The sequence below is a fragment of the Pontibacter harenae genome, assembly GCF_020907245.1.
Lineage (GTDB): Bacteria > Bacteroidota > Bacteroidia > Cytophagales > Hymenobacteraceae > Pontibacter > Pontibacter harenae.
This window is the reverse complement of sequence record NZ_JAJJWH010000002.1, coordinates 86,756-100,743: the sequence shown is the minus strand read 5'-3', so window position 1 is coordinate 100,743 and position 13,988 is coordinate 86,756. Positions and strand designations below refer to the sequence as shown.

Annotated in this window: 12 protein-coding genes; 4 read left to right on the top strand and 8 right to left on the bottom strand. The window is 46.3% G+C overall.

The annotated features are described in order from the left end of the window. Positions 1–36: 36 nt before the first annotated feature. Positions 37–417: a DUF4296 domain-containing protein gene (locus tag LN893_RS01775; protein WP_229967696.1), complete on the top strand. Its 381-nt coding sequence runs from the start codon at positions 37–39 to the stop codon at positions 415–417. A gap of 76 nt (positions 418–493) precedes the next feature. Here the strand turns inward: LN893_RS01775 and LN893_RS01770 are convergent, their stop codons facing one another. Then, positions 494–829, bottom strand: coding sequence for a tRNA-binding protein (locus tag LN893_RS01770; RefSeq protein WP_229967694.1), 336 nt, complete (start codon positions 827–829; stop codon positions 494–496). Between the two features lie 216 nt (positions 830–1,045). Between LN893_RS01770 and LN893_RS01765 the strand changes: the two genes are divergently transcribed. Beyond that, positions 1,046–2,587: an FAD-dependent oxidoreductase gene (locus LN893_RS01765; RefSeq protein ID WP_229967692.1), complete on the top strand. Its 1,542-nt coding sequence runs from the start codon at positions 1,046–1,048 to the stop codon at positions 2,585–2,587. 88 nt (positions 2,588–2,675) lie between these two features. Here the strand turns inward: LN893_RS01765 and LN893_RS01760 are convergent, their stop codons facing one another. From LN893_RS01760 to egtB, 5 genes are all read right to left on the bottom strand, one after another. Next, entirely contained in the window at positions 2,676–3,263 is a 588-nt protein-coding gene (locus tag LN893_RS01760; protein ID WP_229967690.1) for a DUF922 domain-containing protein, read from the bottom strand. Positions 3,264–3,333: 70 nt separating this feature from the next. After that, positions 3,334–4,677 carry an MATE family efflux transporter gene (locus LN893_RS01755; protein ID WP_229967688.1) on the bottom strand — a complete coding sequence of 448 codons (1,344 nt, stop codon included), beginning with the start codon at positions 4,675–4,677 and terminating at the stop codon, positions 3,334–3,336. A gap of 316 nt (positions 4,678–4,993) precedes the next feature. Continuing rightward, positions 4,994–6,103, bottom strand: a complete 1,110-nt coding sequence (locus LN893_RS01750; protein WP_229967686.1) for a pyridoxal phosphate-dependent aminotransferase — start codon at positions 6,101–6,103, stop codon at positions 4,994–4,996. Between the two features lie 3 nt (positions 6,104–6,106). Further along, positions 6,107–7,114 carry an L-histidine N(alpha)-methyltransferase gene (gene egtD / locus LN893_RS01745; RefSeq protein WP_229967684.1) on the bottom strand — a complete coding sequence of 336 codons (1,008 nt, stop codon included), beginning with the start codon at positions 7,112–7,114 and terminating at the stop codon, positions 6,107–6,109. 5 nt (positions 7,115–7,119) lie between these two features. Continuing rightward, on the bottom strand, positions 7,120–8,388 hold the full coding sequence (gene egtB / locus LN893_RS01740) for an ergothioneine biosynthesis protein EgtB (RefSeq protein WP_229967682.1): 1,269 nt from the start codon (positions 8,386–8,388) through the stop codon (positions 7,120–7,122). Positions 8,389–8,607: 219 nt separating this feature from the next. Here egtB and LN893_RS01735 point away from each other — a divergent pair, with 219 nt between their 5' ends. Both LN893_RS01735 and LN893_RS20445 read left to right on the top strand, forming a co-directional pair. Next, a complete protein-coding gene (locus LN893_RS01735; protein WP_229967680.1) occupies positions 8,608–9,690 on the top strand; it encodes an o-succinylbenzoate synthase in 1,083 nt (360 codons plus the stop codon). Between the two features lie 330 nt (positions 9,691–10,020). Continuing rightward, on the top strand, positions 10,021–10,155 hold the full coding sequence (locus tag LN893_RS20445) for a hypothetical protein (protein WP_255709833.1): 135 nt from the start codon (positions 10,021–10,023) through the stop codon (positions 10,153–10,155). A 251-nt stretch (positions 10,156–10,406) separates the two neighbouring features. Here the strand turns inward: LN893_RS20445 and LN893_RS01730 are convergent, their stop codons facing one another. Next, on the bottom strand, positions 10,407–12,644 hold the full coding sequence (locus tag LN893_RS01730; protein WP_229967677.1) for a TonB-dependent receptor: 2,238 nt from the start codon (positions 12,642–12,644) through the stop codon (positions 10,407–10,409). 648 nt (positions 12,645–13,292) lie between these two features. Then, complete coding sequence (locus tag LN893_RS01725; protein ID WP_229967675.1) at positions 13,293–13,988, bottom strand: SIR2 family NAD-dependent protein deacylase; 696 nt, start codon at positions 13,986–13,988, stop codon at positions 13,293–13,295.

The following is a 13,988-nucleotide window of genomic DNA, read 5'->3' as shown; positions in this document are numbered from 1 at the left end:
TTTTAAAATTAGAACATATTATCGTAATTTTCATCCGTGAAAAAACTTTTCTACATACTTTTTAGCATTGCACTGCTGAGCTGTACCAAACAGAAGACCCAAAGACCTGATAATCTGATTCCAGAGGAGAAAATGGTGCGGATTATGGCCGATGTGCATACGGTAGAAGCTTTAGTTGAAGCAAAGCAGCTTTACCCTGATACGGCACTGATGACCTATAACCGTGCAAAGCGTGAAATATTGGAGAAGCATGAGGTATCGGAAGAAAAGTTTCGGGCGACCTACACCTACTATCTGGAAAACGTAGACCAGATGGACAAACTCTACGAAATTATTATAGACACACTCAGTGTGCGAGAAGCCAAGTTCAACGCAAATAATACGCCTGAGCCTATCCAGGAAACAGCAGGGCAGTAGTAATTATAATTAGCTTTAGCATAAAATATATTATGCTGATAATTAGCTGATACAGATAGCCTTGTGTAAGAAAAGCTTAAATCAGTTTACTACCATTAGGCACCTTAGTTGCTGGCTGTGCCAGCACAATATTTTTCTCCTCGTCTTCGAAGCCTGTTACCAGCACCTCCGACATAAATTTGCCTACCTGTTTCTTTCCCAGGTTTACCACACATAGCACCTGCTTGCCCACCAGTTCTTCTTTGCTATAGAGCTTTGTAACCTGGGCACTCGATTTTTTTAGCCCTAAAGGCCCCAGATCAACCACCAGTTTATAGGCAGGCTTGCGTGCCTCTGGAAATTCCTGCACTTCTACAATTGTGCCTACTCTGATATCTGTCTGCTGAAAATGCTGCCAGGTAATTTCTTCCATAGTTTCTTCGGGAGCGAACATAGTTTACTTTATTGGTTTTATAGTGGCAAATATACTTGTCTGCTGTAGCTACGCAAGTACTGCTTTAAAAATGTAGTGCATGATCTAGAAAGGAGGCAAAAGCAGCTTTAGCAACACTTAGCTTTTTTGCTTCGTACTCCTAAACAATTACTATATATAAAGTTAAAGCCGAAAAGCACCACATAATCTTAAACTATGAAAAGAGAATCAGGAGCAACTTTGCCTGTATGGGTTGAAGGAATCGAAATGCCAGCCACTCATCCGCTACGAACAAATGTAACGTGCGATGTATGTGTGGTAGGCGCTGGTATAGCTGGTATTACCACAGCGTATTTGTTAGCCAAAGAAGGAAAGCATGTGGTGGTGGTAGAGGCAAAGCAAATAGCAGGCGGCGAAACGGGCCGTACGACAGCGCACTTGGCGCACGCCCTCGATGATGGTTTCCCGAACCTGATTAGTAAGTTTGGAGAAGAAGGTGCTCGGCAGGCAGTGCTTAGCCACAGAGCGGCCATAGATAAGATTGAAGCCATTGCCAAGGATGAAGGCATTGACTGTGATTTTGTGCGGGTGGATGGCTACATGTTTGCAAACAACAAAGAGCAGGAGGAGGCCTTGATGAAGGAGTTGGAAGCCGTGCAGCAAATTGGATGGCTTGATGTGGTGATGCAGAAAAAAAGCCCTATCGACACCTTAACAACATTCCCGTGCCTGCATTTCCCGAACCAAGGGCACTTCCATGTGCTTAAATACCTTGCTGGCCTTAGCGCCTCTATACTTAATATGGGAGGGGAAATATATACAGAGTCTAAAGTAGAGCGTTTTGATACTGGAGGGCCTGTTGCAACAGTAGTTACAGTGGACGGACATGCCGTTTCTGCCAACCATTTAGTCGTAGCAACCAACACGCCTGTAAACGATAAAACCACCATGCATACAAAACTATACCCTTACAGGACGTATGTGGTAGGAGCGGCTGTGCCAGCGGGGGCGGTGCCAGATGCTTTGTACTGGGACATGGAGGAACCCTACCACTATGTTCGTTTGCTTAAAGGGGCTGCTTCAGACGGTAAGGGTTCAGATCTTCTTATTGTAGGAGGCAGCGATCATAAAACGGGACAGGATGAGAATCTGGAGAAACATTTCCTTGACCTGGAAAGGTGGACGATGCTGAAGTTTCCGATGATCGACAAGTTTTCCTACCGTTGGTCTGGGCAGGTATTTGAGCCAGCCGACAGCCTTGGTTATTTGGGGCGTAATCCTGGCGATAGCGATAATGTTTACATCATAACAGGCGATTCAGGCCATGGCATGACCCACGGCACATTAGGAGGTATGATCATTACAGACCTGATCATGGATAGGCCAAATCCTTGGGCAGCCCTATACGATCCAGGTCGAAGCCCGCTTAAAGCGGTAGGGGAGTACGTCAAAGAAAACATCAATGTAGCTGCACAATACAAAGATTACATTACGCCTGGTGATGTTGAAGACGCAACGGAGGTGCTACCAGGCACAGGTAGTATTATTCGCAGGGGCACAAGCAAGGTTGCGGTTTACTGCGACCAGGATGGGGTGAAGCATGAGTGTTCTGCCATATGCCCGCATTTAGGGTGTATTGTGAATTGGAATGATGTGGAAAGCTCTTGGGACTGCCCATGCCACGGTTCTCGCTTCGATCCTTTTGGTAAAGTAATCACAGGGCCATCCTTAACAGACTTAGGCCCAGCCAAGAAATAACGTTAAGCATCTACTAACAGAAAGGCCACTGCTTTATAAAGCAGTGGCCTTTCTGTTAGTAACTTAGATTAGTTTGTATAAAGTAAAACTAAAGTGTTTTGTAAGCTTCTAAATTCGTTAATCTTGCTTCTATGCTTGTGGTCCACTCTTCCTGTACCGATGCTTCAAGCCCATGCCTGGATAGCTTATCAAACTCATCTTGCTCCGCTTTCCATGCTTCGAAAGCAGCATTGATCGCATTGTTTAAGGTTGGCTGCAGTGTTCCACAGGTTTTTCCTATTTCCTGAAGCTTCTTACGGAGTTGGCGTGCATGTACTTCTGTCAGGTCGAAGTGCAGTTGTTCGTGCGCTAACAGTCTCTCAGAATTTTTGTTTTTAGACCAAGATTCCGTTGGTAAAAACACACATTTCACTTCGTATAGGAAAAGGTTGTTTTTGCACTTTACATCTACAGCAAGGTTAGCTGCCGTAAGGGCATGGTGCGGGTTTTTATCATCAGGAAGCCCTTGGAAATCTTCCCAGGTTAATCTGCGGGATGTTGACCAAGAAAGTTGGCTCGTATTGTTATCCAGCTTGCTTCCGTTGACGACAGCTTTAACGATACGGGCAGGAGGCGGTGCAAAGGCAGGCGTAGCTATGCCCACCACAAGTGATAAGAGTAGAGAAAAGATAAACATCGGCTAAAAGTTTATATGATTCTATAACGTCGAAACACGTTCTGAATTATAAAAGTGCCAGCCTAGGATTTTATCTTTTTTGAAGTTGATGGCTTAGTAATTTGAAACGGTAAAAGAGAAGCAATGCCGCCACTGACAGCCCAACCAATAACCCCGTCCATATTCCACTCACACCTAAATTTGCTTCAAAACAAAGCAAATATCCAATTGGCAGTCCTACGACCCAGTACGCTAATAACGAGATGATACTTGGAATTCGTACATCTTCCAACCCTCTTAAAGCGCCTAAACCTACAACCTGCACACCGTCAGATATTTGGAATAAAGCGGCAATTATAAGTAAGGTAGAGGCCAGTTGTACTACCTCCATATCATCTATGTAAAGTAAAGGAATAAATTTATTACCTGCAACCATAAATAAGCCGCTGATAAGCATAAACATAACGCCCATGGCAAAGCTGCTTAACCCTGCCACACGCATCGCTCTGTAATTGCCCAAACCTTTTTGGTTGCCTACTCTAATGGTAGCAGCAGCAGCTATGCCACTAGCCATCATATAGGTAACAGAGGCTACGTTTATAGCAATCTGGTGTGCAGCTAGTTCTTTTGCACCGAGCCATCCGATCATAACTGCCGAGAAGCTGAAGGCGCCCATTTCAAAAATCATCTGTACTGAAATAGGAAGCCCCAATTTAAAAATATGGTACATGTGCAGCAGTGAAAGGTGGCTTAAACGCAGGTACTTACGAAAAATCTCGAATCGTTTGGCATATAGCACATAGCCTGCCATCATCATGGCCATAATGATGCGGGAAATTAAAGTGGCCCAGCCAGCGCCTACCAGACCCATGGCTGGTACTCCAAACTTGCCCCAGATAAAGATATAGTTGAGAAAGATGTTCAGGGAATTGGCTACAATAGAAATATACATCGCCTGCTTCGTGAGCGATAGTCCTTCTGCAAACTGCCTAAATGCTTGGAACACCATCAGCGGCACCATAGACAGGAACAGAATATTGATGTAGGGAACAGCTAATCCTACCACTTTAGGAGGTTGATCCAGAACCGTAATATAAGGGGAGAAAAAATAGCCTGCAATAAACAGTAGTATACCTAGCAGCACATTAGACACCAATCCGTTTAGTAGTAGAAGTGAAATGCGCGTGTAGTTTCGTCTACCTTCAGCACCTGCAATAAGTGGTGTAATACTATAAGAAACCCCCAAACCGAAAACAAGGGTAATGGTAAAGATACTGTTACCTAAAGAGGCGGCAGCCAACGGCACGGTACCCAATTGCCCGACCATTAAACTATCGAACACACTGACCATAATATGCCCAAGCTGGCTCAGCACTACAGGGTAAGCCAGGAAGAAATTTTTAGAGAAGTGCTCTTTGTACTCAGGAATATTCATGCTGTGTTTTGCCTGTTTCAAAAGGCCTGCAAAGGTAGCAAGATTTCGGGAGATGGAGGAGAGAGTTTGGCTTTACCTTTACTGGTGCTGGAATTGTCTCGAACCTTTCGAAGTGCGCGTGAGATCTATATTCGCGTGGTTTTTTAATTGTGCTCCTTTAGCTGTAGGTCAAGCTAGTTGAACAGACTTTGTGGGACTCTGTGAGTCCGTGCAGTCACAGACTCCACTTTGTAAGGAAGTCACGAATCTGGAAAATCGCGTCAGTTTTGTAATTCCCTTCATTGGAGAGGCTAGGGGTGGGTCCGCTATAGCAGTACTAGTGAGTCAACTGCCCCAGGGCCTGCTGTAGCCTTTGCATCGCCTCCTGCAGCTTCGGTTGCTCTACGGCAAAAGACATGCGGGCATGGCCAGCACCTCCGAAGTAATCACCTGGTACTAAATCAAGTTTAAAGTCTTGGCTGAGGTGCTGGCATAGTTCTATGCTGGTATTTAGTGTTTTGCCAGTTGTTTTATTGCTACCGAGGTAGTGGCTGAAGTCGGGAAAGAAGTAGTAGGCGCCGTCAGGAACATAAAACTTAACCTTGGGTATAGCTGCCAAAGCCTGCTGCATGATCGTTCGGTTCTCCTGCAACACCTTCAACATCGGAGCCAATGCTTTATCTGGGTTTTTGATAGTGGCTTCTGCCGCATCCTGCACAAAAATGCTCACACCCGAAAAGGTGCTTCCCTGAAAATCCATACACTTTTTAACTACAGGTTCAGGACCAAGTATATAGCCGACTCGCCAGCCCGACATAGCGAAAGACTTTGAGAATCCGTTTAGGAGGATTGTTCTTTCTGCCGACGCCCCTTCGCAGGAAAGGAGAGAAGTAACAGGCCTGCCGTAAGTAACAAAGTCATAAATCTCATCTGAAATAATGTATAGGTTTGGGTACTGATTCGTGATTTGAAGTATAGCCTCCAGTTCTTCTTTACTATAAACTTTACCTGTTGGGTTGCCTGGGTTCGTCAGAAGAAGTATTCGGCTGCGCTCGCTCAATATTTCTTGTAAAGCTTCTGGTGTAAGCTTATAACTGTCTAATAATTTGGTTTCGATTGTTTTGATACTGCCCTTGCTATACTTCATTAGTTCATGAAATCCGAACCAGGCAGGCGTAGGAATTACAACCTCATCGCCTTCCTGCAGCAGTACCGTGAACAGGTTAAAAAGCGCCTGTTTGGTGCCTGGTGTGATGAGGATCTGCGCTGGACTAGCCTCTATACCTTCGTTTTGATATCGTTTTGCCAAAGCGGTACGCAAGCCCACGGTTCCTTCGGTGGGGCCATAGGTGGTATGGCCTTCGCGCAGCGATGAAATGGCAGCAGCGGTAGCTGCCCCAGGGCTTCGGAAATAGCTACCTCCGGAGGCAAGGGTGATGTGTTCCATGTGTTAGTCTACTGAGAATAAAACATCAGCAAAAAACTGACGCTTGTCCTGAAAGACGGTTTCTATTTTAAAGCCGCATCGTCTGCCCATTTCCTCTACCTGCGGTAAGCTATACTTATAAGAGTTTTCGGTATGAATTGCCTCCCAGGCTTCAAACGAGAACGTCCTGTCGAGTGCCTCCAGGTATACTTCCTGCTTTCGCTCGCTCAGCAAAAAGCTTTTCATTACCCCTTCCTGCGGGTTGTAGAGTGGGTAGTGGCGGAACTTATACAGATCAAAATTGCCACCCAATTCCTCGTTTATACGCTTCAGCAGATTCAGGTTAAAGGCGGCCGTTACACCTGAGGCATCGTCATACGCTTTCAAAATAGTATAAGGGTCTTTTCGCAGGTCCACACCCAGCAGCAGTTTATCGCCAGCGGTCAGGTAGCTGCGTATGCTATGCAGGAAACTTAAGCTTTCAGTTGCGTCGAAGTTACCGATGTTAGAGCCTAAGAACAAGACTACTTTGCGCTCCGACTTGTTTTGTTGCAACCACTCCAGCGCCTGGAAATACTCGCCTATAACCGCATTTGACTTTATGTTAGGGAACTCAAAGTCAAGATTTTGATGTAAATGGCTTATAGCATCACCTGAAATATCAATAGGCACATAATCGAAGTCACTCTGCTGATTTTGCAGCGCTTTTAGCAATATCTTTGTCTTTAAGGCATCACCTGCTCCCAGGTCAATCAAATGGAAAAAGCTGTCCTGGGCAAAATGATTTGCCATGGCTTGGCGGTTATCGTTCAGCACCTCAAACTCGCAGCGGGTAAGGTAGTACTCGGGCAGGTCCATAATCTTCTGGAAAAGTTTACTGCCTGTGGCATCGTAGAAATAACGGGAGGAAAGCTTCTTCGGGTTTTGGCTCAGGCCCTCTGCCACGTGCTGTGCAAAAGCTGCGGTGTCGCTGGAGCCATTTGTTTTTTTGCTCAGGTCTACGATCGCTTGGTTACTTATTTTTGTTTGCATGGTGCTTATTTTTGGGCTAACCTGATACCATTGTATTGCCAGCGCTTATCAGGGTGAAAGAAGTTTCTATAAGTTGTACGTATATGGCTCTCGGGGGTGGCGCAGGAGCCGCCTCGCAGAACGATTTGGTTTACCATAAACTTGCCGTTATACTCGCCAATAGCTCCTGGTGCCTTTGTAAAGCCTGGGTATGGGTGGTAGGCGCTATAGGTCCATTCCCATACATCGCCATAAAGTTGCTGCACACCAATGGCGGCAGGGTCGGCTGCGGTTGGTTCCAGTAGCTCCGACTCCACAAAGTTTCCTTTATTAGGAGGATACACCTGTGTAGCGGCTTCCCATTCAAACTCCGTCAGCAGGCGCTTTCCCGCCCAATTGGCAAAAGCATCGGCTTCGTAAAAGCTGATGTGCGTGACAGGCTCGTTCGGGTTTAGTTTCTGCAAACCGTGCATCGTGAAGCGGTGCCATTCCTCGTCCTGCTTCACCCAATACAACGGCGCCTCCAGTTTCTGCTCGTTCACCATCGCCCAACCTTCGTCTAGCCAATGCTTAAAGTCAGCGTAGCCGCCATCCTGCATAAACTCCAGGTATTCGCCGTTTGTAACTAGGCGGTTTATGATCTCGAAATCTTCTACCAGTACCTCATGCACGCCCAGTTCGTTATCAAAAGAAAAGCCTTCGCCTCTGAACCCAATCTTATACATACCACCAGGCACCTCCATAAACTGAGCCTTCGTGCTGCCGATGCTTTGCCCATTGAGCTGCTTTCTGTAAACAGGCAGCAGTGGGTTGGTGCTCAGGATATACTTAATGTCGGTAATGAGCAACTCCTGGTGCTGTTGCTCGTGCTGCAGACCAAGCTCCAGTATAGGCAGAATTTCCACGGCTTTGTCTTCGGGTATACTTTCCAGTAGCTTTGCCATGTGCTCGTTTACATGGCGGCGGTAGGCATATATATCGCGCAGCGGCGGACGTGTAAGGGTGCTGCGCTGGTTTCGCTGCACACGGTTGCCTACGCTGTTGTAGTAGGAGTTGAATAGAAAGCTATAGTTGGGGTGGAACAGCTTATAGTTGGGCAGGTGAGGCATCAGTACAAAGGTTTCGAAAAACCAGGTAGTGTGTGCCATGTGCCATTTGGTCGGACTCACATCCACGATGGGTTGTACTACGGTATCCTCTGGCTCCAGTGGCTCACAGATATATTCGGTTTGTTTTCTGATCTTGTTGAAGCGCTTCAGCGTTTCATGGGTAATAGTGGTAGAGAGGGTGCTCATACAGTTCTTTTTAAGTAAAGCAGGTGCTATAAAGGCTTAACAGTTAGTTTTACAGAATGTTATCGGAAGTGGTGGCTTCAGGGGGTTCTGTAAAAGAGGTACACTATGGATGCTCTTGCTGCCCTGTTGGTTGCGCAAAAAGGTATCGTTTCGAAAGCTGTTTACGTCGGTTTCAAGAATTATGGTTTAACTTGTCCCTGATTTATACCTCCTTTAACTATGAAATTCTCTCTCGGTTACACACCACATACTTTGCAGTTTAAATTTGATGCCCGTACTTCCCGTGGCGCTATCTCTGAACATAAGGTCTATTACCTGAAGTTGTGGCAGGAAGATCAGCCTGAAAAAGTGGGGATAGGCGAGTGTGCTCCTTTGGCAGGTTTAAGCATAGACGACCGACCAGACCTGGAACAGCAACTACAGCAGGTATGCCGACAGGTGAGTAGCGGGGAGGTAAGTATAGGTGTAGAGGATGGTAAAGCTAATCTGTCGGAGCTACGGCTGGAAGGCTGGCCTGCCCTGCAATTTGCTTTGGAAACAGCTCTGCTGGACTGGCAAAACGGCGGCAAGCGCCAGATCTACGACAACGGCTTTAGTAGGGGCGAAGCAGGTATTTCGATCAATGGCCTGATCTGGATGGGCAACCGTGATTTTATGCAGGAGCACATTCGAAAGAAATTGCAAGAAGGCTATACTTGTCTGAAACTAAAAATCGGCAGCCTCGACTTCACCACTGAACTGGAGATCCTTCAAAGTATCCGAGAGACTGCCTCCGCCGCTGAACTGACGGTACGTGTAGATGCCAACGGCGCTTTCTTGCCGCAGGAGGCCTTCAAGAAGCTGGAACGGTTGGCCAAATATGATCTGCATTCCATAGAGCAACCCATAAAGCAGGGGCAGCCCGAGCAGATGGCGCAGTTGTGTGCTTATACGCCTGTGCCCATTGCGCTGGATGAGGAATTAATAGGCGTGGAGCAAATGGAGAAAACAGCCTTGCTAGAAATAATAAAACCGCAGTACATCATTCTTAAACCGACTTTAGTGGGAGGTCTTGCTGCGAGTGCTGATTGGATACAACAGGCTGAGGAACGCGGCATCGGCTGGTGGGTCACTTCTGCCCTGGAAAGCAACATCGGCCTGAATGCCATCAGTCAGTTTACCAGCAACTATAACATCTCTATGCCACAGGGCCTTGGCACTGGTCAGCTCTATCATAACAATATCTCTTCTCCTTTGCAGATTGCTCAGGGGGAGTTGTGGTATCGGCAAGTAGATGTTTGGGGAGTTAGTGAGATTTTGTAGAGAGGTGTATTGTGCTCTTAATACAACTTTTACTTGTAATGCTTTCTGCTAGCTTTTCGCCTCGCCGGCGGGGCCTTGCTTTTCTCCTTGATGAGATTAACCACCCCGCCTGCGGCACCCCTCCTTGAAAAAAGGAGGGGAGTGCAAAAGGATCAAGACGATTTTGAACTCGCTGACGCTCATACAAAAAATCGTCGAAAGGTGCACCTGGCATAGGCTACTTGATCTGAAATCAAAGTATAAAGGAGGTACTTGATCTATAGTAAAACACAGATACGAAAGAAAGTATCTCGCTTATCTGAACGAAGAAGAAACTTCACCAGTTTTTCCATGAGGCGCCTTGTAGGTGTTGCGGTGCCCGAAGGGCAGCACGAGCACAGCGAGGGCAGCTTCAGCTACACAGTGCCGAATGGGAAAACGAGTCCCCGCGGACTTGGAGCGCACAAAGCAAACTATGAAACATAGATTCCCAAAAACTGAGGATGAACAAGGGCTACGGCAGCAAAGGCAAGTTTAAGCAACTATTAGTTTAGGTCTCTGCTTTGTACTTTAAAAAGGTGTAAAACAGAGGCTTTTTATTTAATGTGTTGAAGCTCTGGTTAAAGACTGCATTCTGTTGCTCCTAAAGCCCATATAGTCAGTCAAACTTTCACGACGTTGGAAGCTGTGCCATTCTAAGAAGTTTAAAACCCAAAGAAGTACACGAACAACGAAACTCACATCAACCCAAATTTCATCCCCAAAAAAAAAGTACGTGGGCGGGCGGGGCCGTATACATAATTGCTGTCGCGGTTTTTGCCGATATCAAAGTCCTGCTGATACTCATTCAGAATGTTTTGGACGCCCAGGTGCAGTTGCAGGTCCTGCTGTATGCTTTTCAAGGTAAAACGGTAAGCTAGCTTGAGATTGTTTTCCCAGATAGTTTGAGAGGTTGTCAGTTCATCCTCCGTTACACCTGGTGCACCAGCAAAATGCGGTATCTGCATAGGTCCTGTCAGTACACCCGAAAAAGCCGCTGTAAAACTGCGCTGCGGCAACAGCGAGAGCACATAGTAGCCATAGGTGTTCGGGGTGCGCAGATAGTTGCGCGTGCCAGTCACGGAAGCAGACCAGGCCACAGGTGAATCATACTTAGAGTTTTGGAAAGTTACGCCTGCCTCTAGCTGAAATAGTTGGCTACAGTTGAGGCGGCTTTCCAGCGTGATGCCTTTTACAGTAGAGTTGCTGCCGTTCTTCCTCAACAGTAGTTGGTTATCTAGCTTATCTTTACCTATTTTTTCCAGTATAAAAGCATTGTAGAGGCGGTTGTAAAAGCCGTCTACTGTAAAGCCGTAAATCATGGCTTCGTTTGCCTTGTTAAAATCCAGGGATAAGTTGTAGCTGTTGGAAGTTTCTTCTTTTAAAGCAGGGTCAATTTGTATGCGTGAGATGCCGCCGCCTGCAAAGGCAATATGCATGTCGGCCTCAAAAGCCTGCGGAGCTCTGAAGCCAAGGGCGTAGGAGGCGCGCAGTTGGGTGGTGGTGCCGAGTTTGTAAAGGGCGCTGAGGCGTGGGGTAAGAATCAGCTTATCTACATAGTTGTGCTTGTTGGTTCTTATACCTGAAAGCAGGGTAAGGGCTGGCGTTACATTCCAGTCGCTTTGCAGAAACATACCTGTCAGGTGCGTGCGCTGGTCTATGAGGTAATCATAAGCTTCTATCTCATCAAAAGTATAATCATACTGGTGCTCTGCTCCGAAAGTGAAGGTATTACTGCCGCCAAGAAAATTGCCAGAAGTATAGTTGTATTGGAAGCCGCCCTGTATGGTGTGGTTGTCGGTAGTGCCCCAACCGTTTTGCCCATCAATGCCTGTGTAGTGGGTGCGATCGGTGTTTTGTGCCGAGCCATAAATGCTATAAGAGTTTTTGCCATTGGGTGATACATGGTCATAGTTAAAGCCACCTAATAGAATGTGGTGCAGGCGGTACTCCGATTGATCGGCCTGATCGGCAGGCTTGTCTAACCTATTGCCTCCATGCCTGTTCTCGTAAATGCTCCAGCCGTTAATTTCCAGTTTGCCCCGCTCATTCAGCTTAAAAAAAGAGTTAAAGCCAAAGGAGTTATTCTTCAGTTGCGCCAGTTCCGAAAAGCCATCGCCGTTGGCATCATAAGCTTCTTTATTTCTGCGCGCCCCAAAAAAGGACACGCCAGACTTACCGTTTTCGCTCACGACATTCAGGTTTGCATTCAGTATGTGGTCCCAAGCCTGCCCCTCTATCACAGCGGAGTTGGTGGCGATGGAGTAGGAGCTTTCCTGCGGCTCTTTAGTGATAATGTTCACTGTGCCCGCTATCGCGCTGGAGCCATATAGTACCGAACCGCCTCCACGTACTATCTCTACTCTGTCGATCATGTTCGCGGGGATCTGCTCCAGCCCATACAGGCTCATCAGCGAAGTAAAAACAGGGCGACTGTTTATGAGTACTTGGGAATAGGCGCCTCCGAGGCCATTCATACGCAACTGTGTATAATTGCAGGTCTGGCAGTCTGTCTCCACCCGTAGCCCTGGCTGAAAGCAAAGCCCTTCCGAAAGCGTGGTAGATTGTGTCAGGCCGAAGGTTTTGCTGTCTAGAACGTTTACGGCCACAGGGCTCTCTAATCTGCGCCTGCTGGTGCGGGTACCAGTTACTACCACTTCATTCAGCGAGGCTGCTGATTCTTCGAGTTTGATTGTTATGTTAAGTATGGAGTCTGCTGTAATACCTACTTTCTGTTCATGTGGCTTATATCCGATGCCGGTAACACGCAAGCTGTAGTTACCTGGTGTAATTTTCTCTACTTTGAAATCTCCTGTTAGACTACTGGAGGTGCCGAAGGGGGTGCCTTTCAGCATAACCGTGGCAAACGGAACAGGCTTCTGATCTATAGAAGTAACTTTTCCTTGTATCGTGGCTGTTTGTGCCCAAGCTGCCATTGTTATGAAGGTTATAAGTAGAAGTAAAGCGTATCTCATAATTTTAGTTCTGTTTCTGCTATTGATTCGATACGCTAAATTATTAATTTAGATTTATCTAAAATATTGATTAGATATATTTTTAGTTCTTGAGTAAGATTGGGAAATATAGAAAGTATAGATTGATGCGATTTAAAGCATATATGCAAAGCAAGTGAAGTTCTTGCCTGCATCGGTATTCTATAAATAATGAGGATAAAAAAGCTGAGACGGCAAAGGCTAAACGAAGTTAGGTTCCAAAGTAAACTTTCACCAGTTACAAACTGGCCTCATATAGAACCACAAGTTACGCTACCGCTAAACTTGCGCCATAGTTGGGTTAAGCAGTTAGGAGGTTGTTGGTGAGAACACACAACAACGGCTGGCTTAAATTTCTATAGAACAGAATATATATACTAGATGCTACTCAAAAGGAAAATCAAACTACAGCAAGTTTTTATCTTGTGGATCACATAGGGAAAGTTTTCATCTTTCGTACCTGGTGTTTTCGACCTGCAAATCCTCACATTTGAGGACTTGAAGCATGAAATCAGAGATATGAAGTTAAAATAGGAAAGCTTTGAACAACCTTACAAGATGAACTTTAACAAGGTTAGGATATGAATTACACTACAGATATTTCTCCCGTAGTAGTTGTTTGACCTTCTCCATACCTGTGGTGGCTTTTTCTTCGAAGAGGTGCAGGTTAGGGCGCGGACGCATGTAGGGTAGGTTGGGGTCTACTACAATAATGGGCGCTTCGTCAGGCACAAAGTCTACTAAACTAGCAGCTGGGTATACTACCAGCGACGTGCCAACCACCAGAAACACATCGGCTTTTAAGGCTTCTTCCATGGCTTTCTCCATCATGGGCACAGCTTCTCCAAACCATACAATGTTCGGGCGAAGCTGCGATCCTCTTTCGCATTTATCCCCGATATTCAGTTCCCAGCCCTTCATAGGGTATATCAATCTTTCATCAAGGGTGCTGCGGCTCTCAAACAGCTTGCCATGCAGGTGCATTACAATAGAGGAGCCAGCTCTTTCGTGCAGGTCATCTACATTTTGGGTGATGATCCGCACATTAAAATCCTGCTCTAGTTCTACTAGCGCCAAATGACCAGCATTAGGCCTTACCTCGTGTGCATTTTTGCGTCGTTGATTGTAAAAGTCGAGCACCAACTCTGGGTTTTTACGCCATCCTTGTGGCGAGGCTACCTCCATTACGTCATGGCCTTCCCACAATCCGTTGGAATCCCTGAAGGTGGCGATTCCACTTTCAGCACTAATGCCTGCTCCTGTTAAAACTACTAAACGCTTTTTCAT

What these genes read in the sequence shown, in the direction of transcription:
- LN893_RS01770 (WP_229967694.1), bottom strand. Translation starts at nt 829, where the DNA reads ATGGAAGAAATTACCTGGCAGCATTTTCAGCAGACAGATATCAGAGTA.
- LN893_RS01765 (WP_229967692.1), top strand. Translation starts at nt 1,046, where the DNA reads ATGAAAAGAGAATCAGGAGCAACTTTGCCTGTATGGGTTGAAGGAATC.
- LN893_RS01760 (WP_229967690.1), bottom strand. Translation starts at nt 3,263, where the DNA reads ATGTTTATCTTTTCTCTACTCTTATCACTTGTGGTGGGCATAGCTACG.
- LN893_RS01755 (WP_229967688.1), bottom strand. Translation starts at nt 4,677, where the DNA reads ATGAATATTCCTGAGTACAAAGAGCACTTCTCTAAAAATTTCTTCCTG.
- LN893_RS01750 (WP_229967686.1), bottom strand. Translation starts at nt 6,103, where the DNA reads ATGGAACACATCACCCTTGCCTCCGGAGGTAGCTATTTCCGAAGCCCT.
- egtD (WP_229967684.1), bottom strand. Translation starts at nt 7,114, where the DNA reads ATGCAAACAAAAATAAGTAACCAAGCGATCGTAGACCTGAGCAAAAAA.
- egtB (WP_229967682.1), bottom strand. Translation starts at nt 8,388, where the DNA reads ATGAGCACCCTCTCTACCACTATTACCCATGAAACGCTGAAGCGCTTC.
- LN893_RS01735 (WP_229967680.1), top strand. Translation starts at nt 8,608, where the DNA reads ATGAAATTCTCTCTCGGTTACACACCACATACTTTGCAGTTTAAATTT.
- LN893_RS20445 (WP_255709833.1), top strand. Translation starts at nt 10,021, where the DNA reads ATGAGGCGCCTTGTAGGTGTTGCGGTGCCCGAAGGGCAGCACGAGCAC.
- LN893_RS01730 (WP_229967677.1), bottom strand. Translation starts at nt 12,644, where the DNA reads ATGGCAGCTTGGGCACAAACAGCCACGATACAAGGAAAAGTTACTTCT.
- LN893_RS01725 (WP_229967675.1), bottom strand. Translation starts at nt 13,988, where the DNA reads ATGAAAAAGCGTTTAGTAGTTTTAACAGGAGCAGGCATTAGTGCTGAA.